Origin of the sequence: Cognatundibacterium rugosum, from assembly GCF_014284365.1 — a bacterium.
Classification (GTDB): Bacteria; Pseudomonadota; Gammaproteobacteria; order Burkholderiales; family Burkholderiaceae_D; genus Undibacterium; species Undibacterium rugosum.
On sequence record NZ_JACOGG010000010.1, the window covers coordinates 40,503 to 63,270 of the forward strand.

21 protein-coding genes are annotated in these 22,768 nt (G+C 50.6%); 6 read left to right on the forward strand and 15 right to left on the reverse strand.

Annotated features, from left to right (window positions below; genetic code table 11):
• Nucleotides 1-206: 206 nt before the first annotated feature.
• The 5 genes from H8K47_RS10695 to H8K47_RS10715 all read left to right on the forward strand — a co-directional run bounded on the left by H8K47_RS10695 (nt 207) and on the right by H8K47_RS10715 (nt 4,587).
• Entirely contained in the window at nt 207-494 is a 288-nt protein-coding gene (locus H8K47_RS10695; protein WP_186881398.1) for a FeoA family protein, read from the forward strand.
• Nucleotides 494-2,383, forward strand: coding sequence for a ferrous iron transporter B (gene feoB, locus H8K47_RS10700; RefSeq protein ID WP_186881399.1), 1,890 nt, complete (start codon nt 494-496; stop codon nt 2,381-2,383). Before H8K47_RS10695 ends, feoB begins: the two co-directional genes overlap by 1 nt.
• A gap of 405 nt (nt 2,384-2,788) precedes the next feature.
• Nucleotides 2,789-3,364: a hypothetical protein gene (locus H8K47_RS10705; RefSeq protein WP_186881400.1), complete on the forward strand. Its 576-nt coding sequence runs from the start codon at nt 2,789-2,791 to the stop codon at nt 3,362-3,364.
• Between the two features lie 46 nt (nt 3,365-3,410).
• Nucleotides 3,411-4,100 (forward strand): helix-turn-helix transcriptional regulator, encoded by a 690-nt coding sequence (locus H8K47_RS10710; protein WP_186881401.1) that lies wholly within the window; start codon nt 3,411-3,413, stop codon nt 4,098-4,100.
• Between the two features lie 115 nt (nt 4,101-4,215).
• A complete protein-coding gene (locus H8K47_RS10715) occupies nt 4,216-4,587 on the forward strand; it encodes a VOC family protein (RefSeq protein WP_186881402.1) in 372 nt (123 codons plus the stop codon).
• A gap of 69 nt (nt 4,588-4,656) precedes the next feature.
• Here H8K47_RS10715 and H8K47_RS10720 read toward each other — a convergent pair whose 3' ends face one another.
• The 15 genes from H8K47_RS10720 to mltG all read right to left on the reverse strand — a co-directional run bounded on the left by H8K47_RS10720 (nt 4,657) and on the right by mltG (nt 21,475).
• Nucleotides 4,657-6,261, reverse strand: coding sequence for an ABC-F family ATPase (locus H8K47_RS10720; protein ID WP_186881403.1), 1,605 nt, complete (start codon nt 6,259-6,261; stop codon nt 4,657-4,659).
• Between the two features lie 217 nt (nt 6,262-6,478).
• On the reverse strand, nt 6,479-7,168 hold the full coding sequence (locus H8K47_RS10725) for a histidine kinase (RefSeq protein WP_186881404.1): 690 nt from the start codon (nt 7,166-7,168) through the stop codon (nt 6,479-6,481).
• Between the two features lie 198 nt (nt 7,169-7,366).
• On the reverse strand, nt 7,367-9,445 hold the full coding sequence (locus tag H8K47_RS10730) for a 3-hydroxyacyl-CoA dehydrogenase NAD-binding domain-containing protein (RefSeq protein WP_186881405.1): 2,079 nt from the start codon (nt 9,443-9,445) through the stop codon (nt 7,367-7,369).
• Nucleotides 9,446-9,712: 267 nt separating this feature from the next.
• Nucleotides 9,713-10,420 (reverse strand): ABC transporter ATP-binding protein, encoded by a 708-nt coding sequence (locus tag H8K47_RS10735; protein ID WP_186881406.1) that lies wholly within the window; start codon nt 10,418-10,420, stop codon nt 9,713-9,715.
• A complete protein-coding gene (locus tag H8K47_RS10740) occupies nt 10,417-11,181 on the reverse strand; it encodes an ABC transporter ATP-binding protein (RefSeq protein WP_186881407.1) in 765 nt (254 codons plus the stop codon). Before H8K47_RS10740 ends, H8K47_RS10735 begins: the two co-directional genes overlap by 4 nt.
• The gene (locus H8K47_RS10745) at nt 11,178-12,464 is read right to left on the reverse strand and encodes a branched-chain amino acid ABC transporter permease (RefSeq protein ID WP_186881408.1); all 1,287 of its coding nucleotides are present in this window, start codon (nt 12,462-12,464) and stop codon (nt 11,178-11,180) included. Before H8K47_RS10745 ends, H8K47_RS10740 begins: the two co-directional genes overlap by 4 nt.
• Nucleotides 12,465-12,467: 3 nt before the next feature.
• Nucleotides 12,468-13,415 (reverse strand): branched-chain amino acid ABC transporter permease, encoded by a 948-nt coding sequence (locus H8K47_RS10750; protein ID WP_186881409.1) that lies wholly within the window; start codon nt 13,413-13,415, stop codon nt 12,468-12,470.
• Nucleotides 13,416-13,523: 108 nt separating this feature from the next.
• Complete coding sequence (locus H8K47_RS10755) at nt 13,524-14,765, reverse strand: branched-chain amino acid ABC transporter substrate-binding protein (RefSeq protein WP_186881410.1); 1,242 nt, start codon at nt 14,763-14,765, stop codon at nt 13,524-13,526.
• 179 nt (nt 14,766-14,944) lie between these two features.
• Entirely contained in the window at nt 14,945-16,597 is a 1,653-nt protein-coding gene (locus H8K47_RS10760; protein WP_186881411.1) for a 3-(methylthio)propionyl-CoA ligase, read from the reverse strand.
• Nucleotides 16,598-16,846: 249 nt separating this feature from the next.
• On the reverse strand, nt 16,847-17,779 hold the full coding sequence (locus H8K47_RS10765) for a 23S rRNA (adenine(2030)-N(6))-methyltransferase RlmJ (RefSeq protein ID WP_186881412.1): 933 nt from the start codon (nt 17,777-17,779) through the stop codon (nt 16,847-16,849).
• Nucleotides 17,780-17,891: 112 nt separating this feature from the next.
• A complete protein-coding gene (locus tag H8K47_RS10770) occupies nt 17,892-18,395 on the reverse strand; it encodes a GNAT family N-acetyltransferase (RefSeq protein WP_186881413.1) in 504 nt (167 codons plus the stop codon).
• A gap of 16 nt (nt 18,396-18,411) precedes the next feature.
• Nucleotides 18,412-18,792 carry a PilZ domain-containing protein gene (locus tag H8K47_RS10775; RefSeq protein WP_186881414.1) on the reverse strand — a complete coding sequence of 127 codons (381 nt, stop codon included), beginning with the start codon at nt 18,790-18,792 and terminating at the stop codon, nt 18,412-18,414.
• A 17-nt stretch (nt 18,793-18,809) separates the two neighbouring features.
• Nucleotides 18,810-19,841 (reverse strand): DNA polymerase III subunit delta', encoded by a 1,032-nt coding sequence (gene holB / locus H8K47_RS10780; protein WP_186881415.1) that lies wholly within the window; start codon nt 19,839-19,841, stop codon nt 18,810-18,812.
• Between the two features lie 4 nt (nt 19,842-19,845).
• A complete protein-coding gene (tmk, locus tag H8K47_RS10785; RefSeq protein WP_186881416.1) occupies nt 19,846-20,478 on the reverse strand; it encodes a dTMP kinase in 633 nt (210 codons plus the stop codon).
• Nucleotides 20,479-20,488: 10 nt separating this feature from the next.
• Nucleotides 20,489-21,475: an endolytic transglycosylase MltG gene (gene mltG, locus H8K47_RS10790; RefSeq protein WP_186881417.1), complete on the reverse strand. Its 987-nt coding sequence runs from the start codon at nt 21,473-21,475 to the stop codon at nt 20,489-20,491.
• Between the two features lie 212 nt (nt 21,476-21,687).
• Between mltG and ygfZ the strand changes: the two genes are divergently transcribed.
• Nucleotides 21,688-22,725: a CAF17-like 4Fe-4S cluster assembly/insertion protein YgfZ gene (gene ygfZ, locus H8K47_RS10795; protein WP_186881418.1), complete on the forward strand. Its 1,038-nt coding sequence runs from the start codon at nt 21,688-21,690 to the stop codon at nt 22,723-22,725.
• Nucleotides 22,726-22,768 lie beyond the last annotated feature (43 nt).

A 22,768-nucleotide genomic window follows, 5' to 3' on the forward strand; every position in this document is an offset into this window, starting at 1 on the left:
ATCATTGGAGTCGGCGATAAGTGGGGCATTTTCAGCATCAGCCATAGAAGTGTTGTACACTGAGTGATATTGAGATATATTCTCATTATCATTTAGAAGTGGAAAAGACCAGTAATTTAATGTGCCTGTGCTGAGCTTGTTGTTTCTTGTTCACATTGCATCAAATTATGCTCCGCTTCCCTTACCCTACTTTGGAACAGCTCTCTATGAAAGCTTTTTTGAATGGCGCTCCCACTACGCTGGACCGCTTACGTGTCGGCACGCAAGCGGTTGTGACCGATGTCAGCAGCCAGCAACATGACCAGCCCGGAAATCATATTGAAATTGCGAGGCGTCTGAAAGAGCTGGGTTTTGTCAGTGGTGAAACGGTGCAAATTTTGCACAAGGGATATTTCGGTGGTGAGCCGGTCGCCGTCCGCGTCGGTCAATCCACCTTTGCTTTACGACATTTTGAAGCTGCGCTGATCGGTGTGGCGCTGCCTGGTAGCTGCTAATGACAAGTTCCACCCTCGCCTCACCCCGTATTGCCCTGGTAGGAAATCCCAACTGCGGGAAAACTGCATTATTCAACCGCCTGACCGGTGCGCGCCAAAAGGTCGCCAATTACGCTGGAGTCACCATAGAAAGAAAGGAAGGAAAGTTCACGTCTCCTTCCGGTCGCCACTGGCAGGTGCTGGACTTGCCCGGTACGTATAGTCTGCATGCGATTACGCCGGACGAAAAAATCACAGAAGAAGTCATTACCGGGCAGCGCGCCAATGAAGCGTTACCGGATGCAGTGCTGTGCGTGGTGGATGCGAGCAATCTCAAACGTGGGCTACGCCTGGTGTTTGAACTAAAAAGCCTGAATCTGCCCTGCATCCTGGCCGTCAACATGATGGATGTGGCGCGCCGCCACCACTTGGAAATTGACGTGGCTGGCCTGCAGGCAGAGCTTGACATTCCAGTTGTGGAAACGGTCGCAGTGGACAGCCATGGTATCGATAATTTGCTCAGTGAACTCGAAGTATTAGCGCAACAACTAAGCTTTGAGCAACGTGCCTTGCCGCTGGCATTGGACAAGCAGACACCAGAGGCGATACAGGCCCAAGTCAATGCAGTACTTGAGAAGTGCGTACGCAGTCCGGCTGCACAACAGGCGGCATTGCACAGGCTGAGTTTCCGTATCGATCAGTGGGTATTAAATCCTGTCGTTGGCCCGTTTATTTTTGCCATACTGATGTTTCTGGTGTTTCAGGCGGTGTTTGCCTGGGCCCAGATTCCCATGGAATTTATCAAGTCCAGCATGGAAACCTTTGGTAGGCTGGTTGAAACCCATATGCCTGAAGGGATGTTGCAGGGCTTACTGGTCAAGGGTGTGATCGGTGGTGCCGGTAGCGTGCTGGTATTCCTGCCGCAAATTATCATCCTGTTTTTCTTCATCCTGGTGATGGAAGATTCCGGCTATCTGCCCAGAGCTGCATTTTTATTGGACAGAGTGATGGGTAAGGTCGGATTATCCGGTCGTGCTTTTATTCCCTTACTGTCCAGCTTTGCCTGCGCCATTCCGGGCGTGATGGCCACCCGCACCATACAAAACCCGCGCGACCGGCTGGTGACCATCATGATCGCACCGCTGATGACCTGCTCGGCACGCCTGCCGGTATATGCCTTAATTATTGCCGCCTTCATCCCTGAGCGCGAAGTGTTGGGGGTGTTGAGCCTGCAGGGGCTGGTATTGTTTGCACTGTATCTGGCGGGTATTGTCTCTGCCATGTTAGTGGCGCTGGTGTTCAAGAAAAAATGGGGTAGCGCTGAAAAGCATCCCTTAATGCTCGAATTACCCGATTACCGCCTGCCAAATGGCCGCAATTTGTTGCTAGGTTTGTGGGAGCGCGTCAAAGTGTTTACCACCCGGGTCGGCACCATCATTCTTGCACTCATGGTCTTGCTGTGGTTCCTAAGCAGCTTCCCGGGCGCACCGGATAATGCCACTCAGCCTGCGATTTACTACAGTATCGCTGGTTATCTGGGCCGCATGCTGGAAGTGGTGTTTGCGCCTATCGGCTTTAACTGGCAAATTTGTATTGCGCTGGTGCCCGGGTTGGCAGCACGTGAAGTGGCTGTTGCCGCACTGGGTACGGTGTATGCGTTGTCGCAGAACGGCGATGAGCTCGCGCGCTCGCTGGAACCATTGATCGCCCAATCCTGGAGCCTGCCAACGGCCTTATCTTTACTGGCCTGGTATGTGTTTGCACCTCAATGTATTGCCACCCTGAGCGTGGTCAGACGTGAGACAAATACCCTGCGCTATCCTTTGCTGATGGTCGCCTATCTGTTTGGGCTTGCATATACAGCTTCATTTATCACTTATCAAGTGTCGCGTACCTTTTTTGGAGGCTAATATGCTGCAAAACGTGATCTCGATATCTCTGCTTATCCTGGCCGCTGCGTACTTGTTGCTCAAGTGGCTACCGGGACCATGGGCCAGTCGTTTGCATTTATATCTGCAATCATCCTCGCCCGCACTGGCCAGCCTTTTCCGTTCCTTATCCCGTACTTGCGGTGACAGTTGCTCAAGCAGTTGTGGCGCATGTTCATCCTCCTCGGTCCGTAACCCGGCGACAGCTGATTTGCCAGCAGGATCACAGTCCAGATCCGTGATTTATCTGAAGAAACAATAGACTTTCACTGCAAAAACGCACTACCTCCCACGATTGATAGCCAAATTCATGGCGCTCGGGTATGCTTTCCGAAAATCATCATTCGGCGGGCTGCCTGAATGAAAAACCGATGGAGATGCAGTTGCATGTTTGCCAGTATTTACGATAAAACCGACAAAGGGCGCCAGGAAATCGCCACCCGACAATTTCAATTACCAAACCGCTTACGTACCTTGCTGGTGATGGTCGATGGCAAACAAAGTGCTGCTGATTTATTGCGTAAAGTTCAGCCCTTGGGTTTGGATGAAAACAGCGTCCAAGAGTTAATTGACGGTGATTTTATTTCGCCGATGGAGATCGTTGCGCCGGTCAATGAAGTTGCGGAAACTGCACCAAATGCAAATCCAGATATATCTACTGAAACCAGCTACCTTAGCGATTCGTCCATACCAGAATTGTCAGGGCCAGAACAGTTCCATGCTGTTTACCGTTTTTTCAATGACACAATCAAAGCTAACCTGGGATTTCGTGGATTCGCCTTGCAGCTCAAAGTTGAGCGGGCAAGTAATCTGGGTGATTTTGAACAGTTACGCATCCCCTTTCTGGAAGCCGTCATGAAAGCCAAGGGGCGTGACTTTGCGCGTAACTTACGTGATCAGCTTGATGTTTTGTTGTATCAGGGACGTCAGGTTCAGGGGCGCACGGCACTGGACGAAGACTAGCTTATCATCCAAAATATGGCTATTTTTTTAATTTAATAGCCATTTCATGTCACGCGCCCAACGTCTACTGGATCTGATTCAGATATTGCGCAGTCGTCGCCTGGCTGTCACAGGCACGCAGCTCGCGTCTGAACTAGGCATTAGTTTGCGCACTCTGTACCGGGATATCGCAAGCCTTCAACAACAAGGTGCACCCATTGAAAGTGAGCCTGGACTCGGTTACGTGTTACGCCCTGGTTTCATGCTGCCCCCACTGATGTTTTCAGAGGAAGAAATTGAAGCTTTGGTATTAGGCTCACGCTGGGTTGCACAGCGTACTGACGATAAACTTGGGGCTGCAGCAAAAAATGCCCTTGTTAAGATCGCTTCCGTATTGCCGGATGAACTCAGGCATATTCTTGATGCGTCGACCCTAATGGTCGGTCCATGCAAAAATCTAAGCGGACATGATGAGATGTCACGCCAAATTCGCCAGGCAATCCGGGCTGAGCGCAAATTAGAAATACATTATGTCGATCTCAAGGACGTATTGACGGTACGTACGATATGGCCATTCGCAATGGGCTACTTCGATCAGGTGCTGGTTTTAATTGGCTGGTGCGAAATGCGCAGTAGCTACCGGCATTTTCGAACTGATCGTATTGTTTCTCTATGCGTCAGCGGTCAACGCTATCCGCAACGTCGTCAGGTACTACTTAAAGCCTGGCGTGAAATTGAAAACATTCCGCCGCAATAGAGAAAGCTGACTACTGACAGAAAATGACAGTAGGTCACCTTATGATGCTGATTAACGGGCTGCAAACCCGTCTTTACAGTACAAACCGACTTCATTCACTATTGCGGAGAATTCAATGATCGATCCAAACTTCATTCTTTTGTACGTCAACAGCACAGAGACCAGCGTCCGCTTCTATACAGACCTGTTGGGCAAATCCCCTATAGAAGCATCCCCTACTTTTGCCATGTTTATGCTGTCCTCAGGTATGATGCTCGGACTTTGGAGCCGTCAGACGGTGGAACCCTCAGTAGCTGGTCATGGAGTGGGTGGTGAGCTGGCTTTTGCACTTGGCAGCAATGATGAGGTCAATGAAGCATACGCCTCTCTGCATCAGCGTGGACTGACTGTTGCTCAGGAGCCTACTCACATGGATTTTGGCTATACCTTTGTGGTGCTCGACCCGGATGGTCATCGCCTGCGTGTATTTGCCCCCGCCGGGCACTAAGCATTTCGTAATGCGCATAAAAAAGCCAGGCTAACCTGGCTTTTTTGTTGTGACTTGAAACCGAAGCAATTAAGACTCGATGCCCTGGCTGTTCAGATATTCTTCATACGTGCCATGGAAGTCGATAATTTCTTTATCTTTGATTTCCAGAATACGGGTTGCCAGCGAGGACACAAATTCCCGGTCATGCGACACGAAAATCAGCGTGCCTGCATATTTTTCCAGCGCCACGTTCAGTGATTCGATGGATTCCATATCCATATGATTGGTTGGTTCATCCATCAACAAGACATTGTGACGGCCCAACATCAGCTTGCCGTACATCATGCGTCCTTTTTCACCACCCGACAGCACCTTGACGGATTTTTTCACATCATCGCCACCGAACAGCAAACGTCCAAGGATAGAGCGTACCGCCTGGTCATCGTCACCTTCCTGAGTCCACTCACCAATCCAATCAGTCAGGTTTTTATCGACTGCGAATTCTTCGGTAGGATCCTGAGGCATATAACCGACATTGGCGTTTTCAGCCCATTTTGCCACGCCATGATCTGCTTCCAGACCAGCGATGCCTGTGCCGCCTATACAGCGTAACAGCGTTGTTTTACCCGCGCCGTTAGCACCGATAATCGCGATTTTCTCACCAGCCTCGACCATCAGGTCAAAGCCGCTGAACAGTGTGCGATCGTATTTTTTGGTGAGCCCCTGGACTTCTACTGCCAGACGATGCAATTTCTTTTCACCGTCAAAGCGGATGAAAGGATTCTGACGGCTGGATGGTTTGAATTCTTCGATCTTGATTTTATCGATCTGTTTTGCACGTGAAGTAGCCTGACGCGCCTTGGATTTGTTGGCGGAGAAGCGACGTACGAAATCCTGCAATTCAGCGACTTTTTCCTTGGCTTTCGCATTGTTCGCCAATTGCTGCGCACGTGCCTGTGACGATGCCAGCATATAGTCATCGTAATTGCCCGGATAGATTTTCAACGTACCATAATCCATATCCGCCATGTGGGTGCAGACCTGATTCAGGAAGTGGCGATCATGGGAAATGATGATCATGGTGCAGTTGCGCTGATTCAACACTTCTTCCAGCCAGCGAATGGTATTGATGTCCAGGTTATTGGTCGGTTCGTCCAGCAGCAAAATATCAGGATTGGAGAACAGTGCCTGAGCCAGCAATACACGCAGCTTCCAGCCAGGTGCAACGGCACTCATCGGGCCTTGATGCTGATCAATCGGTATGCCTACGCCTAACAGCAACTCACCGGCACGCGCCTCAGCTGTATAGCCATCGTATTCAGCGAATTTGGCTTCCAGGTCAGCCGCTTTCATGTAGTCTTCGTCCGTTGCTTCCGGGTTGGCGTAAATCGCATCGCGTTCAGACATCGCAGCCCACATCTCGGTATGGCCCATCATGACCACATCGAGTACACGCATTTCTTCATATGCAAACTGGTCCTGACGCAACTTACCCAGACGTTCGTTCTGATCCAGCATAACAGTACCGGAGGATTGCTCCAGATCGCCGCCCAGGATTTTCATGAAAGTGGATTTGCCGCAGCCATTGGCGCCAATCAGACCATAACGATTGCCTTCGCCAAACTTAACGGAGATGTTTTCAAACAGTGGCTTGGGGCCAAACTGCATGGTGATATTAGCTGTTGAGAGCACTGAAGAACCTTTTGCAATAGAAAGTGAACTGCATTGCGTCCGTCAGGCGCTGCATAGGGCTGCGTGATCTGTAGGATACAAAGCAATTACGAATGGGATTTAACCTTGCATTATAACATCGCTTGCGAGGGTCATAGACCAAAAAGACGGGAAGCCAGCGTGGGCTTCCCGTCTTTATTCATGGATACTGTCTGCTGATTGGTGTAGGCAAGCAGGCTCAGGCTTGCAGTATGTCAGGCAATGCGAGCACCACAGCCAGCAATAAGGCCAACTCTTGTCCAGTGAACAGGTTTTGCTCAAAAGCTTCCGAGTCGATAATACCCACTACTTCGCCCTGTTCATTGAGCAAGGGCAGGCAGGCCTCCGCCTGCACTTTAGGATCACAGGTATAGTATTCGCCACCGCCTGCAACATAGCTGGCCACATCATTGATAATTCTGCCGCGTCCAGATAAACCCACCGTGCTGTTGTTGCTGATTGCAGCAAATTCGGGGGTCAACGGGAATTCTGCGCGTGACGCAGCGCCGAAGTAAGCCAGTTTCATCAGTACGGCATCCGCACCTGCACGCTCCTGTTTGCGGTACACACCAAACCAGTGACTGGTGCTGCGAGCCTGATAAAACTGAACCAGTGCAGTGACTTTCTGCAGCATCTGTGTATTTTGCGCATTGATGCCGCCCAGTGCACTGGCCAGATCAAAAGGCTGCGCTGCTAATTGCCCAAACAAAGAACAGGCGCCACCTTCACCCAGCTCCGGTACCTGATACTGCCATTGCACATCGTTTGCGTCACTGTGCGCCAAAACCAGCTTCAGGTCCGCAGCGTAAGCCAACACTTGTTGTTCAAATTCTGGGTTAGCTGCATATTGTTGAAGGCCGCTACGTTCTAAATAAGTGCTCAGGTCCATAGTGCAAATGTAATTTATTGATGTCAGTAGAATTCAGCTGAGATTGGGTTGAGATTGGATTGTGATTTGGCTGAGTCTAGCAGAAATGCTCAGATATTGCCTGGCAGATAAATCGGTTACAAAAAAAGCCTCCTGTCATAGTGCAGGAGGCCAGTGTTTGAGTCAGCGAATCAAAGCGACTCAGATTGAGTTTATGTTTCAGTTAAAGGTTTTACCTTCCGCTGCGAGCTTAGCCAGCAATGGCGCGGGTTTCCAGGCTTCGCCGTGGCGGCCCTTGGCGTATTTTTCCATCGCTCTCACCACATTGCTCAGACCTACTGTGTCGGCATAAAACATAGGGCCACCGGTATGTAGCGGGAAGCCATAGCCGGTCAGGTAAACCATGTCGATATCAGAAGCGCGATTAGCAATGCCTTCTTCGAGGATATAGGCGGCCTCGTTCACCAGCGCATAAATCAGACGTTCCGTGATTTCCTGGTCGCTGATTTTTCTGCGTTCCACGCCTATATCTGCAGAGTGCTTAACGATCATCTCATTGACCACTGCCGATGGATAGGGCTTGCGATCCCCTGGTTTGTAGTCATACCAGCCAGCGCCGGTTTTCTGGCCAAAGCGCCCCATTTCACACAGCAAATCAGCCGTTTTCGAATACACGATATGTGGCTTCTCCACATAACGGCGTTTGCGGATATACCAGCCTATATCATTACCTGCCAGATCCCCCATACGGAACGGCCCCATCGCGAAACCAAGCTTTTCCACCGCCTTGTCAACCTGCTCAGGCGTGCAGCCTTCCTCCAGCAAATACCCAGCCTGACGGCTATACTGTTCTATCATACGGTTACCGATGAAGCCATCACACACGCCGGATACCACGCCGGTTTTGCGGATTTTTTTCGATAAAGCCAAGACGGTGGCCAATACGTCTTTCGCAGTCTGCTTACCTCGGACTATCTCCAGCAACTTCATCACATTGGCCGGACTGAAGAAATGTGTACCGATGACATCCTGCGGACGCCGGGTAAAGGCAGCGATCTTGTCTACATCTAAGGTCGATGTATTGGAGGCCAGTATCGCTCCCGGCTTCATAACTGCATCCAGTTGTTGAAACACTTGCTGCTTTACCGACATGTCTTCAAATACGGCTTCAATCACAATATCTGCCTGGGCAATTTCCTGATAATCCAGCGTGCCACTGATCAGTGCTACGCGCTGGTCGAATTTTTCTTGCGTCAGTTTGCCTTTTTTGAGCGTGTTCTCGTAATTCTTACGGATAGTCGCCAGGCCCTTGTCCAGCGCTTCCTGCTTCATTTCGAGTATGCGCACCGGTATGCCGGCGTTAGCAAAATTCATTGCAATGCCGCCACCCATGGTGCCAGCGCCAACCACAGCTACCGATTTAATGGTGCGTACCGGGGTATCGTCTGGCACGTCAGGCAGCTTGCTGGCCGCGCGTTCTGCGAAAAACGCGTGACGTAATGCCTTCGATTCTGTGGTTTGTACCAGTTTCAGGAATAACTCGCGTTCAAACTGTATGCCATCGTCAAATTTCTTACTGACTGCGGCAGCGACGGCGTCCACGCAGGCCAATGGCGCCGGGAACGGGCCAGACATGGCTTTGACGGTGTTTCTGGAAAACTGCAGGAAAGCTTCGTAGTTAGGATAGTCAATCCGGATATCACGTACCTTAGGCAAAGGGCGAACGGCAGCCACCTGATTGGCAAAGGCGGTAGCGGCAGTCATCAAATCCCCTTCGGCGATTTGATTAAAAAGTGCAGTCTGCGCCAGTTTTTCTGAGCTCACGGGATTGCCGGAAACAATCATATTCAACGCGGTCTCAAGCCCGACGGCACGTGGCAAGCGCTGCGTACCACCGGCACCAGGTAAGATACCAAGCTTCACCTCCGGCAGCGCAATCTGCGCTCCCGGGCTCGCTATGCGGTAATGACAGCCCAGCGCCAGCTCGAGTCCACCACCCATGCACACGCTATGGATGGCGGCGATGACTGGTTTTTCTGCGTCCTCCAGCACGCTGATGACGGTATGCAGGCTAGGTTCTGCAAAGGCTTTTGGTGAATTGAATTCCTTGATATCCGCACCACCTGAAAATGCTCTCCCGGCACCGGTAATGATAATGGCGGTCACGGCCGCATCTTCGTGTGCGCGGCTGATACCCTGCACAATGGCCTGGCGGGTCGCGTGACCCAGGCCATTGACCGGTGGATTATTCAGGCTAATGACTGCCAGATTGCCCTGTACTTGATATTCTGCACTCATGTCTCTTCCTCAGCTTTGTTGGATAGATTGGATGTGTTAGCTCAGATCTACATGCCGGTCATTCTATGGTTATTATTGGCTACATGTAAGCGTTGTGCCAGCCATGCATTTTCCGGTCTGAGTCTGACTATACATTAAAAATAGTACGATCGTATTATTTATTGTTTTTTCAGACGAAAATCTTCAGATTATGGTCATGCACGGAGCAGGAAAATACGGAATGACCGCCATGATATCGCGGCAGCGAGCGGGCGCAGCGTCTTTGTTTTACACTTCCAGCCATTCCTGACGTATGCGCAGGTCTTGTTTTAAGTCTGCCGGGCTACCTTCAAATACGATGCTGCCATGTCCCATGACATACACGCGTTGTGAAATATCAAGCGCAATTGCCAGTTTTTGCTCAACCAACAGCACAGATATGCCTTTCTGTCGTAAAGTCATCAGGTATTCAGCCACCAGATCAACAATTTTGGGCGCCAGCCCTTCTGTGGGTTCATCAATCATAATCAGATCCGGATCACCCATCAAGGTACGGCACAGTGTCAGCATTTGTTGTTCGCCACCCGACATCACACCAGCCTGGGTATGCTGGCGCTCCTTTAATCTTGGGAACATCTGATACATATCATCGATCTGCCAGCGTGAAGAAGCGGCTTTGCCCGACTTTTCACCCAGCCGCAGATTTTGCTCTACCGTCAGGGTTGGGAAAATATCGCGGTTCTCAGGCACATAGCCCAGCCCCTTATGGGCGATCTCAAAGGCCTTCAGCCCTAACAGCTGCTGTCCTTTAAACAATATGGACCCACGCGCATCGACCAGTCCCATGGCTGCTTTGACTGTAGTCGAGCGCCCGACACCATTGCGCCCGAGCAGACTCACAATTTCGCCCGCGTTAACATGCAGATTCACGCCGTGCAGCACATGACTTTTACCGTAAAACGCGTGTACATCGCTGAGTTCCAGTAAATGGCTCATACCGGTTCTCCCGTGTGGGCATGACCACCGAGGTAAGCTTCTTTTACCTGGAGATTGTTACGGATATTGTGTGGTGTATCGCAGGCAATCACCTGTCCATAGACCACCACCGCGATCTGGTCGGCCAGACCAAACACCACACTCATATCATGCTCTACCATCAGTAAGGTTTTACCCTTAGTGACACGACGTATCAGTTCGACCGCCGCATCTGACTCTGAACGGCTCATGCCCGCCGTTGGCTCATCAAGCAGAATGACCTGCGCACCACCGGCAATGGTGATACCGATTTCCAGTGCGCGTTGTTCTGCATATGTCAACGAACCGGCGATCACATCGCGTCTGCGTTTCAGGCCTATCTCTTCGAGAACCTGCTCCGCCTGATCTGTGACTCTGCGCAGCGCATTGAGGCGGTGCCAGAACGAATAGCGGTAGCCCAGTGACCATAAAACAGCACAGCGTAAGTTTTCAAATACGCTGAGCCTGTGAAAGATATTTGTGATCTGAAAACTGCGTGACAGACCACGCCGGTTGATCTGGTAGGGTGCAAGGTTCGCAATGCTAAGCCCGTTTAAGCGTATATCACCGCTACTGATACCGAAGCGCCCCGAAATCAGATTGAATAAAGTCGATTTTCCGGCGCCATTGGGGCCAATGATAGCGAAACGCTGGCCAGCCGGAACCTGTAAACTCGCTCCACGGATAATTTCAGCCTGTCCAAAGCTTTTTCTGACATCCTGCAATTCCAAAGCGAAGCTCATGCCTGTGACCTCCTGATTTTATCTTCTATCTCGGTGTTAACGAGGTTCCAGACATACATATAGGGCTTGCTAAAGAAAAAGAAGCCAGTGGTCCCAGTCAGCAAGACCAGTACTGCAAGTACCCAGTCCTGCCAATTTTGTACAGAGAGTGTCATCCCAAGCAAATGCAATATTGGTCCCGCAGCCTGTTCCAGTGAGCGTTGATACAGCATCTCTGTCAGCATCACTAAGCCACAGAAAGCCAGTACACAGCTCAGACTGACTTTGAGGAAAGGCAGGGCAATTTTGCGCAGCATCCCATGCACCATCACACGCAACTGCAACATGATCAGGCTGGCGATACCACCCGGCGCAAACATGACGATCACGATGAAAAAGACGCCCAGATACAACTGCCAGGCCTTGGTCAGATCAGATAGCATGACTGTCAGAAACACGCCGATTACCGCCCCTATCATCGGCCCAAAGAAAAAGCCTATGCCACCGATGAACGTAAACAGCAACACCGCACCCGAACGCACTGCACTGACGTTTTCAGCAGTGACGATTTCAAAATTAATCGCTGATAAGCCACCTGATACGCCAGCAAAAAAAGCCGATACGATCAGCGTCAGATAGCGTACCCACTGCGTGTTATAGCCGACAAATTCGGCACGTTCCGGATTGTCGCGTACAGCATTGCAGATACGTCCCAGCGGCGTATGGGTAAATGCAAACATCGCGACGGTAGAGATAAATAGCCAAACCGCAATCAGGTAATAGACTTGTATCTGGGGGCCGAAATTGATGCCGAATAAGGCTTCGCCATATACCCGGTTAGACGAGATACCGCCTTCTCCACCAAAAAATTTAGGGAACATCAGCGAACACGCGAATACCAGCTCCACCATTCCTAAGGTGATCATGGAAAATGTCGTACCCGATTTTTTTGTAGTTACATAGCCAAATAGAATGCCAAAACCCATCCCGGCCAGGCCGCCGGCCAAAGGTATTAAAGGCAGAGGCAACGGGATTTGTCCCGCACCGGCCAGGTTCATGGCATGAATCGCAAAGAAAGCGCCCAGCCCGGAATACACGGCATGTCCGAAGGACAGCATCCCCCCCTGCCCCAGCAGCATATTAAAAGACAGGCCAAAAATCATCAGCGTGCCTATCTGTGACAGCAGCGAGAGCGCAGCACCATGCGTGAACAGCTTGGGTGCGATCAGTAACAGCAGCGCAAAACTGCTCCAGATCAGCCAGCGTGCCAAATTCAGCGGCTGATATCTTATCGTCGTCAGCATCGCCTACCCCTCCCTGTTACCTAATAAGCCGCGTGGCCTGAAGATCAGTATTAACACCAGCAGCAAATACGGCAGCACCGGTGCTGCCTGAGAGATGGTAACCTGAGCTAAGGCATAAGCGGGCCAATCCGGCGACAGCGGCATGCCTGCTTTGAGCAGAATACTGGCAAGCGAATGATCCAAGGCCACTGCAAATGTCTGCACGATCCCTATCAGCAGCGAGGCGACAAACGCACCGGCCAGTGAGCCCATACCGCCCACGACAACCACCACAAAGATGATACTGCCCAGCGTGGCTGCCATTCCCGGCTCAGTCACAAAGGCATTGCCCCCCACCACGCCAGCCAGACCGGCAAGCGCACAGCCGCCGCCGAACACCAGCATAAAGACGCGTGGCACATTGTGTCCCAGCGCCTCAACCGCTTCAGGATGGGTCAGCGCCGCTTGTATCACGAGACCGATGCGGGTTCTGGTCAACAGCACATAAATCGCCAGCAGCATCGCCAGTGCAACCAGCATCATAAAACCGCGATAAGCAGGAAAGGTGGTGCTGTAAATAGTAAATAAGGAACCTTCCAGCGAAGCTGGAATCGCATACGGGACGTTGGATCGTCCCCAAATCAACTGCACCAGCTCTACGATCACATAAGATAAGCCAAAGGTGAACAGCAGCTCCGGGATGTGACCGTAACGGTGTACACGACGCAGACCGTATTTTTCCACCATTGCTCCCAAGATGCCAACCAACAGCGGTGCCAGAAAAAAAGCAGTCCAAAAGCCGAAATAGCTGCTCAGCATATACGCGAAATAGGCGCCCAGCATATAAAAGCTGGCATGGGCAAAATTCAGCACACCCATCATACTGAAAATCAGGGTCAGCCCTGATGACAGCATGAACAGCAGTAGTCCATAGCTGACGCCGTTGAGCAGACTTATCAAAATAAATTCCACAACACATCCTTTCCAGCCACTGGTATGCGTACATAACGCTGCGTGATTCAGCATTTTCAGGCAAAAAAAGAGAGCCGACACCGTCGTGTGGCTCTCTTTCGGGCTCACTTATGATGGCCGCTTCATCTGACAGGAAGAGGGTTGTGAAGCGACGAAGGCGTCAATTTTTTGATTGGTTTTCCAGCCCAACCCTGTATTTTCCTGGTCGTATTTGACGTCTTTACCATTGATTTTTACCCAGGTGGCGATATAGAGCGGCTGCTGTAACTGATGATCGGTTTTACGCATGGTGACTTCCCCGTTCAGACTGCGGTAGCTCAGTCCCTCCATGGCGAAAGCGACTTTAACCGGGTCAGTGGACTTGGCCTGTTTCATCGCATTTGACAGCCCCAGCAACACGGAATATGTCGCAATCGAATAATAGTCGTCTTTGTACTTCGCCTTGAATCCTTCCACGATATCTTTACCTGAGAAGGTTTCGTTATTCGGATTCCAATAGGCGACATATTTCACGTGATCGATACCGGCTGCGCCCATCGCTGTCGGCACCCCCGTGGTCGATGCGTAATAGGTATAGAAGTTCGCTTTCAAGTCCGCGTCTTTGGCGGCCTTGATCAGCAACGCCAAATCAGCACCCCAGTTACCCGTGATTACAGTATCTGCACCCGCAGCCTTGATTTTAGCGATATAGGGGGCAAAATCTTTGACCTGACCGATAGGATGCAAATCATCACCGACTATTTGGATATCGGGACGTTTGCGGGCCAGATATTCCTTGGCGGCGCGGGTCACTTGCTGTCCAAAGGAGTAATTCTGGCCAATGATGTAGATTTTCTTGATGTTCTTATCTGCCGCCATATAGGTGGTCAGGGCTTCCATCTTCATGTCGGAATTAGCGTCAAAGCGAAAGTGCCAGAAACTGCACTTGCTATTGGTCATGTCCGGATCGACTGCGGCGTGGTTCAGGTAAACAATTTCTTTGCCGGGATTGCGCTCATTGTGTTTATTGATCGCGTCCAGCAAGGCCATTCCTACGCCCGATCCATTGCCTTGGGTGACATAGCGAAAGCCTTTATCTATCACCGTTTTCAACACATTCAGGGATTCCTGCGGACTGCCTTTGTTGTCAAAGCCAATCACCTCCAGCTTATGTTCGCCCGCCCATTTTTCGGCGTTTGCCTTGTCTGCCACATACTGAAACGAGTTAAGGATGTTTTGTCCGACCGGTGCGAATGGGCCAGAGAGTGGATCGATATAGGCGATTTTGATGGTTTCGGCCTGACTCAGGGAAGCGCTGGCGCAAAACAAGGTACCTATTGCGATGCGTACTGCACGATTGCTACATGTCATATGCTCACTCTCCGGTATAGATGGTCTGATGGAACAACTTAAGGACGGATACAGCCTTGCATGAAACTATGGTGCTCATTTTTGACTTGTTTTTTTACAGCTTGACCAGCAGCGAAACCTGAGCTTGTTTGTGCTGCACAGGCTCAGACCCAATCGGGCCTGAGCGCTTGAACGCCGAATCAGACAGTCGGCAACTGATGCTCTTTAAATTGCTCACGCAATTTATTTTTCAGGATTTTGCCGGTTGCTCCCAGTGGCAGCGCATCAATAAAGGCAATGTCGTCCGGTATCCACCACTTGGCGACTTTACCTTCAAAAAATTGCAGAAGCTCTTCTTTTGTGACTTCTGCACCCTGCTTTTTCACAACCAGCAACAGTGGACGTTCATCCCATTTAGGGTGAAATACACCAATACAGGCTGCCTGCATCACCGCAGGATGGCCCATCGCCACATTCTCCAGATCGATACTGCCTATCCATTCGCCGCCAGACTTAATGACATCTTTACTGCGATCTGTGATTTGCATAAAACCATCGGCGTCTATGGTTGCCACATCACCGGTAGCAAACCAGCCATTGTGCAACACATCGCCGCCCTCACCTTTGTAATACGCACTGATGATCCACGGGCCGCGAACCAATAAATTCCCATAGGTTTTGCCATCCCACGCCAGTTCTTTACCAGCATCATCTACGATCTTCATCTCTACGCCGTACAGGACATGACCTTGTTTGGTCAACACTGCTTCTTTTTCAGTTTCCGGCAGCTCCATGTGTTTTGCAAGCAAAGTGCAGGACGTACCCAAAGGCGACATTTCTGTCATTCCCCAGGCATGGACAACCTCAACGCCATAGCTATGACGCAGGGTGTGCATCATGGCCGGTGGACAAGCTGAGCCGCCTATCACCGTACGTTTAAAGCTGGAAAAACGCAGGCCATGCTGGCTCACATGATTGAGCAGGCCCAGCCAGACTGTAGGAACGCCGGCAGAGAACGTGACACGCTCTTGCTCAAACAATTCATACAAAGATTTGCCATCCAGGAATGGACCAGGAAATACCAGTTTCCCGCCTGTTAATGGTGCCGAATAAGGCAGCCCCCAAGCGTTGACATGAAACATAGGGACGACAGGCAATACGGTATCGCGTGCGGAAACATTCAGCCCATCTGGCAACGCAGACGCATAGGAATGCAGGACGGTTGAACGATGAGAATACAGTGCACCTTTCGGATGTCCGGTCGTGCCTGAGGTGTAACACAGGCTGGACGCAGAATTTTCATCGAACAAGGGCCAGTCGTAGTCGCTGCTTTGTGCCGCCAATAACTCTTCGTAGCACAGCAAGTTGCTGAGCTTGCTTTCGGCAGGCATATGCGATCTGCCGCACATCATCACAAAGCCTTTCACGCCTGGGCAGTGGGCGGCAATCCCTTCCACGATGGGAAGAAAGCTAATGTCAAAAAACAGATACTGATCTTCCGCATGGTTGATCATGTAGACGATTTGTTCAGGATGGAGACGTGGATTGATCGTATGCAACACCGCACCTGAGCCCGACACTGCATAATAAGCCTCCAGATGACGGTAGCCATTCCAGGCAATCGTCGCCACGCGATCTCCAAGCTTTACCCCAAGCTGTGTCAATGCATTTGCCAACTGCTTGCTGCGTTGATGGCACTGGCGATAGTTATAGCGATGTATATCCCCTTCTACGCGGCGGGAAACAATTTCACTCGTACCGAAATAGCGGTCAGCATGCTCAATAATGCTGGAAATCAGCATCGGTTTTTCCATCATTTGACCCATTAACGGGCTCTTTGGGTAAGCTGACATCTGTTCTCCTCGCATCAATTCTGGTTGGTGTTTCGTTGGTTTTAGAGCGAAAATACTAAATTAAATTTATGGCAGATTTTTGTACGACCGTGCGGAAAGGTCAATCTTTATTCATTCTGCAATGCAACAACTGTTTCCGATGTATTGAAAATCTGACGCACTGATTTCAATTTGCTTTGACTGTGCGGTGAGCAATCAAGAGAATGTAAAAAAAAACCGCAGCTTACGCTACGGTTTGTGTGTCGCTGATCAGGCAGCAGTTCCGGGTTTCTTAAAGCGAGGATTTTGCCCCGTTAAGGGTGTGCCAGTTTGAATTTCAAACTTGGCCTGCTTATCTTTCCCCAGCACAGCGACCAGGTAAGGCATGACTTCTTTTAAAGTTGCCACCAAGGTCCAGGGTGGATTCAGGATAAACATACCGCTGCTGTGTAAGCCAAAGCCATCGGGTGCGGGACCGCTGATCGATAAGCTCACATTGAGCCACTCTTTACATTCAACCCGCTTCAGTTTTTCTGGCAATTCACGGGATTCCATGCGTTGCAAAATGGGGTACCACACTGCATAGGTGCCGCTAGGGAAGCGCTTGACCGCTTCATCCAGGGCCGATTTAACGCGGCGATAATCATCTTTGACTTCGTAAGGCGGGTCTATCAGCACCAATGCGCGACGTGATGGTGGTGGCAACAAGGATTTGAGACTGTCAAAGCCATCGGTATCGGAAATGATAATCCGCTTACCACGCACCGTCGGACGCTTGCCCTGCTCTGCCTGATGTGCTTCCAGCTTGCGGAAATTCTCGCTGAGTACCTTGATTTCACTCGGGTGTAATTCAAACAAACGCAGCCTGTCTTGCTCACGTAGTATCTTTTCTGCACAAAATGGCGAGCCCGGGTAGTAGCGCAGCTTGCCGCTGGGATTCATTTCTTTGATCAGATTGATGTACTCCGCTAACGCTGGAGGTAAGTCGTTCTTACCCCAAAGCGGGCCGATACCAGTCTCGAATTCAGCATTTTTTGTTGCATAGCCGCTGTCTAAGGCGTACAGGCCGGCACCGGCGTGAGTATCAACATAGGTGTAAGCCGTGTCTTTTTGATTCAGGTATTGGATTAACTGAACTAACACAAAATGCTTTAACACGTCGGCGTGATTGCCCGCATGAAAGCCGTGGCGATAGCTGAACATGATTGGTATTCCTATAAAAAATGAAAGGCAAGCTGCAAAGCAGATTGCCGTAATTTGCTGAAGTTTGCCGAAAACCGGAAAGCATCAACGATGCAGCCAGTCAAAGCTGGGCTCAGGCGATACGTTTACCCAGTATCAGTAAGTCGCGTTCTATCCCATCCAGATTGGCAACACGCGGCATATTGGCCCAGGTTTCAAAACCGAAGCGTTTAAACAATTCCAGACTAGGCTGATTATGTCCAAAAATAAAGCCTAATAAAGTATGAACCTGAATAGTTGGAGCGTGCTCGATAGCCAGTTGCAGGAATTTTTTTCCTAAACCATGGCCACGCGCATCTTCATGCAGATAAATAGACAGCTCGGCAGTTCCAGAGTAAGCCGGACGTCCATAAAAATTGGAAAACGAAAGCCAGCCCGTGATTTTACCATTTTCCTCACTGACCCATAAAGGTCTGCGTTCAGGGGTATGGTCGGCAAACCAGTTTTCGCGGGAGGCAACTGTGATTTCTTCGGTGTCTGCCGTTACCTGACGGGAGGCAATGGTGGAGTTATAGATAGCAACTATCGCGGGTAAATCGCTATGTTGGGCCAGACGATAATGGAAGCCGGAGCTCATTCAACTACTTTCATTGTCAGATTGTATGGGTGGCACGACTCGAACGTATCGCTGTGCCCAAGGCTTCTTCGATACGCAAACGGATGCGGTTACCGGTTTCATCGGATGGAAAATGTACACCTATGCCTTGAGATTTGTTATTGCCTGCACCGGCCGGTGTGATCCAGGCGACTTTACCCGCTATAGGATATTTTGCAGGATCGTCCAACAAGGTCAAAATCAGATAAATTTCTTCACCGATACGGTAAGTTTTATTCGTCGGCACAAAGATGCCGCCATTTTTCAGAAATGGCATGTAAGCGGCGAACAGCGCTGCCTTTTCCTTGATTGCAAGGGATAAAACTGACGGGCGATTAGGTGCGCTAATGGCTGCGCTGTCATTCGACATATCTGACATAACTGAATATCCTGATGTTAAGCGAAGGCAGCTGCGTATTCCAGCAACATATCTTCGAGAAATAATTTGGGCGACAAAGGATGGCTGGCAATCGCTTGTCTCTCATTGTTAGCCTTAATCATTTGCATTAAACGATCCGGGTTGATGCGCAATGCGAGGCCAGCAATTTCTTTTTCATAACGCGGATAATACCGGATTCTGGCAGTCTGTTTGTAAGAAAACAGGTCATACAACCATCGTTGCATCCATGCGATCGTGACCGGCATATCCATTTTTTGCATTTTATCGGCCAGTTTTAAGGCCATATCGCTACCCGGTTGTGCAATATGATTCAGGAAATCCTGCATCGCATCGCGCGATTCGGATTGCGCCATTTCCTTGGCCGCTAGCGGTGCACCGCCTTGTTGCGCAAGCCAGACATCAGCGTCAGCCACGCCTTGTTGTCTGAGCCAGTCCATTGCCTGGGCGTGCTCCGGTAAGCTCAGGGCGAATTTGTGGCAGCGCGACAGGATGGTTGGCAGCAGCTTATCAATACTGTGGCAAACCAAAATAAAGACGGTGTCTTTGGCGGGTTCTTCCAGGGATTTCAGTAAGGCATTGGCCGCTGGAATATTCAGCGCTTCCGCCGGGTACAGTACGATCACCCGCCGCCCTTGTCTGTGGGTGGAAATATTCATGAAATCCGACAAGGCGCGGATTTGATGAATCACGATTTCCTTGGATGGCGTTTTACTGGCTTTGGTCGATTTAGTACCGCTGTCCGCGTCCACATCTTGAGCCGCAGCCTCTTCTTCATCCAGCAATTCCGGACGCACACGCCGGTAATCCGGATGGCTGTATTGGGTGAACCAGCCGCAGGATGCACATTGCTGGCAGGCGTGGCCTGCACTATCCGGTGTTTCACATAACAGGGACTGTGCCATCTGCTCAGCGAACTGCGTTTTGCCTATGCCTTGTGGGCCATATAGCAAGAAGGCATGCGGCAGACGTTCACGCAAACCCTGAAAATACTGCCAGGAGCCGGATTGCCAGCTGTATAAAGGATTCATAGATTTATTCTGCCTGCTGCAATAACTGATCGACGATGGCAGCCAACTCTTGCTGAATTTCAGGGATACTGCGGGTGGAATCAATGATACGGAAACGCTGCGGGAATTGCGCGGCACGGCGCAGATATTCATTTCTGGTATCTGCGAAAAATTGCGCCTTTTCCTGCTCAAACTTATCCAGTTCACGGGTAGCATCCAGTCTGGCACGCGCCACTTCCAAAGGCACATCAAACAGGAAGGTAATGTCAGGTTGCAGATCCGGATGCACCCATTGTTCGAGTTGATTCAGCTTTTCCAGGGACAGATGTCGGCCCCCGCCCTGATAGGCAAAACTGGCATCAGTAAAGCGATCAGAAATCATCCAGTCACCGCGCTCCAACGCAGGTTGTATGACTTGAGCGATGTGTTCACGTCTGACCGCAAACATCAGCAAGGCTTCCGTTTCCAGATGCATACTTTGTTTGAGCAGAACTTCGCGCAATTGTTCGCCCAGTGGCGTTCCACCAGGCTCGCGACTGCAAATCACCTGGTGTTTCTGCGCTTTCAGGCGCTGCTGCAGGTAGTCCGCTACATAGCGGATATGGGTCGACTTCCCCGCACCATCGATACCTTCAAAGCTGATAAATTTTCCACGCATACTCAATTCCTTAACGTTGATACTGATTCACGGCGCGGTTATGTTCGCTCAGATTGGTCGAGAAATGGCTAGTGCCATCGCCGCGCGCCACGAAATACAGTGCATCACTGTTGGCCGGATTTAAAGCCGCCGTAATCGAGGCCAGACCCGGTAAAGCGATAGGACTGGGGGGCAAACCCGGCCGTGTATAAGTGTTATAAGGTGTGTCGGTCAACAAGTCTTTCTTGTAAATCTTACCCTGGTATTTGGCGCCCATACCGTAAATCACGGTCGGATCTGTCTGTAACAGCATGCCGGTTTTAAGGCGATTCACAAACACCGCAGCAATTAAGGACCGCTCGGCTTGCTGACCAGTTTCTTTTTCTATGATAGAAGCCATAATCAATGCTTCCTGCTTGTTTTTATAAGGCAGTCCATTGGCACGTGCCTGCCAGGCTTCATCCAGTTTTTTCATTTGCATTGCATAGGCTTGCTGATACACCTGCAAGTCACTGCTGCCTTTCGCAAACAGATAGGTATCCGGATAAAACATGCCTTCGGCATAGCTGAGTTCCGGATTAATTTTACGTAGCAGTTCGGTTTCACTTAACTGGCTGGTGTCATGGCGCAGGCCGGGATGCATATCAATCAGCTTACGCATCTGCGCGAAGGTCCAGCCTTCAATAATAGCGACGCTCGCTTGCGAAAAATCACCGCGCACCAGCTTATCTAACAAAGCGAGCGGCGTGCTGCCAGACTCGACTTCATAAGAGCCAGCCTTGAGCCGGTTAGCTTTGCCAGACCAACGCGCCAATGCTTCGAATAACCATGCAGGGGCTGGCACCCCTGCTGCCTCAATCTGACGTGCTGCGGCACGTACGCTGCTGCCAGGCTGGATAGTGAATTCTTTTTTTTCACCATTCATGTCCATCGCCAGTTGAGACCAGTAATAGAAGCCGCCGGCTGCAAAGGTAAGGAGTAAAAAACTCAGCACGATCAGGTTTTTGATCAGTCTCATTGGTCTTGTCAGTCTCAAACGGGGTGGCAGAACGGGATTTTGTAAGGCGCGTAGTTTAACGCATGTCGCTTGCGAAGTTGAGCTTATCCATCGCTGATCGCTGCAAATATTATCGCTTCGCTATGGGCGCCGAACCCGCAGTCATACACGAATTGAGCAATTATGTTATATATCGCCTTATATCGAATTGTTTTATAAGGTTACGCTTCACTATGTTGCAAGAATTCGCCGCCCGCCATCATGTAAATTTCTCAGAAAACCGCCTTCGTGGCTATGCTCCAGCCTGGAATCAGCCTGCCTTTCAACTCGGCTTTGTCAGCTTGTTGGCTGATCAGGGGCTGACAATGATCAGCGGTGAGGATGCGGCCAGCTTCCTGCATGGGCAGATCAGCAATGATGTAGAACGCTTACCGCAAAACGTGGTGCGTCGCGCTGCTTACTGCACCGCCAAAGGCCGTATGCTGGCCAGCTTTTTATATTGGAAAACTGAGCAAGGCATCATGCTGCAAATGGCGCGTGACTTACAAGCCAGCACCCAGAAGCGGCTGCAGATGTTCGTATTGCGTGCTAAAGCCAACCTAACTGACTGCAACGAGCAATACGTCAGTATCGCGCTGGGCGGCACCCATGCTGCAGGCGCTGTACAGAAGTGGTTTCCTGATTTGCCTGCAGAGGGTGAACAGCGCAGCAATGACGCTGGCACACTGATACGTCAGGACGGCGTACACGGCTTACTGCGACTCATCTGGATTTGTCCTGTCGCGCTGGCAGATCAGGCCTGGACTCATTTATCAGCGCAATTGGCGGTCTGTAATTCGAGTGACTGGTATCTGAGTCATATCCTGGCTGGTATCCCGTATATACAAGCAGCCACGCAAGAAAAATTTGTACCGCAAATGATCAATTTCGAATTGGTCGGCGGCGTGAATTTCAAAAAAGGCTGTTATCCGGGTCAGGAAATCGTGGCGCGCAGCCAGTATCTGGGCAAATTAAAACGTCGCATGGCGCTGGGGCAAGCCGCTGCAGCTGGACTGGTGGCTGGTATGGACGTGTACCACGAAGCACATCCTGAGCAAGCCTGCGGCACCATCGTGAATGCGGAAAATGCAGATGAAAGCAGTAGCCTGATTTTGTTTGAATCCACGTTGGCAGACCAGGAAGCTGGTGTGCTGCGCGTTGGCAGCCCAGATGGCCCGGTTATCAGTCTGATGCCGCTGCCCTACCCGATTGTGGATGTCACGCGCGATTGAGCTTAACTAGACGCTGAATTTCAGGCCAAGGCGAGATATCCGT

What these genes read in the sequence shown, in the direction of transcription:
- H8K47_RS10695 (WP_186881398.1), top strand. Translation starts at nt 207, where the DNA reads ATGAAAGCTTTTTTGAATGGCGCTCCCACTACGCTGGACCGCTTACGT.
- feoB (WP_186881399.1), top strand. Translation starts at nt 494, where the DNA reads ATGACAAGTTCCACCCTCGCCTCACCCCGTATTGCCCTGGTAGGAAAT.
- H8K47_RS10705 (WP_186881400.1), top strand. Translation starts at nt 2,789, where the DNA reads ATGTTTGCCAGTATTTACGATAAAACCGACAAAGGGCGCCAGGAAATC.
- H8K47_RS10710 (WP_186881401.1), top strand. Translation starts at nt 3,411, where the DNA reads ATGTCACGCGCCCAACGTCTACTGGATCTGATTCAGATATTGCGCAGT.
- H8K47_RS10715 (WP_186881402.1), top strand. Translation starts at nt 4,216, where the DNA reads ATGATCGATCCAAACTTCATTCTTTTGTACGTCAACAGCACAGAGACC.
- H8K47_RS10725 (WP_186881404.1), bottom strand. Translation starts at nt 7,168, where the DNA reads ATGGACCTGAGCACTTATTTAGAACGTAGCGGCCTTCAACAATATGCA.
- H8K47_RS10730 (WP_186881405.1), bottom strand. Translation starts at nt 9,445, where the DNA reads ATGAGTGCAGAATATCAAGTACAGGGCAATCTGGCAGTCATTAGCCTG.
- H8K47_RS10735 (WP_186881406.1), bottom strand. Translation starts at nt 10,420, where the DNA reads ATGAGCCATTTACTGGAACTCAGCGATGTACACGCGTTTTACGGTAAA.
- H8K47_RS10740 (WP_186881407.1), bottom strand. Translation starts at nt 11,181, where the DNA reads ATGAGCTTCGCTTTGGAATTGCAGGATGTCAGAAAAAGCTTTGGACAG.
- H8K47_RS10745 (WP_186881408.1), bottom strand. Translation starts at nt 12,464, where the DNA reads ATGCTGACGACGATAAGATATCAGCCGCTGAATTTGGCACGCTGGCTG.
- H8K47_RS10755 (WP_186881410.1), bottom strand. Translation starts at nt 14,765, where the DNA reads ATGACATGTAGCAATCGTGCAGTACGCATCGCAATAGGTACCTTGTTT.
- H8K47_RS10760 (WP_186881411.1), bottom strand. Translation starts at nt 16,597, where the DNA reads ATGTCAGCTTACCCAAAGAGCCCGTTAATGGGTCAAATGATGGAAAAA.
- H8K47_RS10765 (WP_186881412.1), bottom strand. Translation starts at nt 17,779, where the DNA reads ATGTTCAGCTATCGCCACGGCTTTCATGCGGGCAATCACGCCGACGTG.
- H8K47_RS10770 (WP_186881413.1), bottom strand. Translation starts at nt 18,395, where the DNA reads ATGAGCTCCGGCTTCCATTATCGTCTGGCCCAACATAGCGATTTACCC.
- H8K47_RS10775 (WP_186881414.1), bottom strand. Translation starts at nt 18,792, where the DNA reads ATGTCAGATATGTCGAATGACAGCGCAGCCATTAGCGCACCTAATCGC.
- holB (WP_186881415.1), bottom strand. Translation starts at nt 19,841, where the DNA reads ATGAATCCTTTATACAGCTGGCAATCCGGCTCCTGGCAGTATTTTCAG.
- tmk (WP_186881416.1), bottom strand. Translation starts at nt 20,478, where the DNA reads ATGCGTGGAAAATTTATCAGCTTTGAAGGTATCGATGGTGCGGGGAAG.
- mltG (WP_186881417.1), bottom strand. Translation starts at nt 21,475, where the DNA reads ATGAGACTGATCAAAAACCTGATCGTGCTGAGTTTTTTACTCCTTACC.
- ygfZ (WP_186881418.1), top strand. Translation starts at nt 21,688, where the DNA reads ATGTTGCAAGAATTCGCCGCCCGCCATCATGTAAATTTCTCAGAAAAC.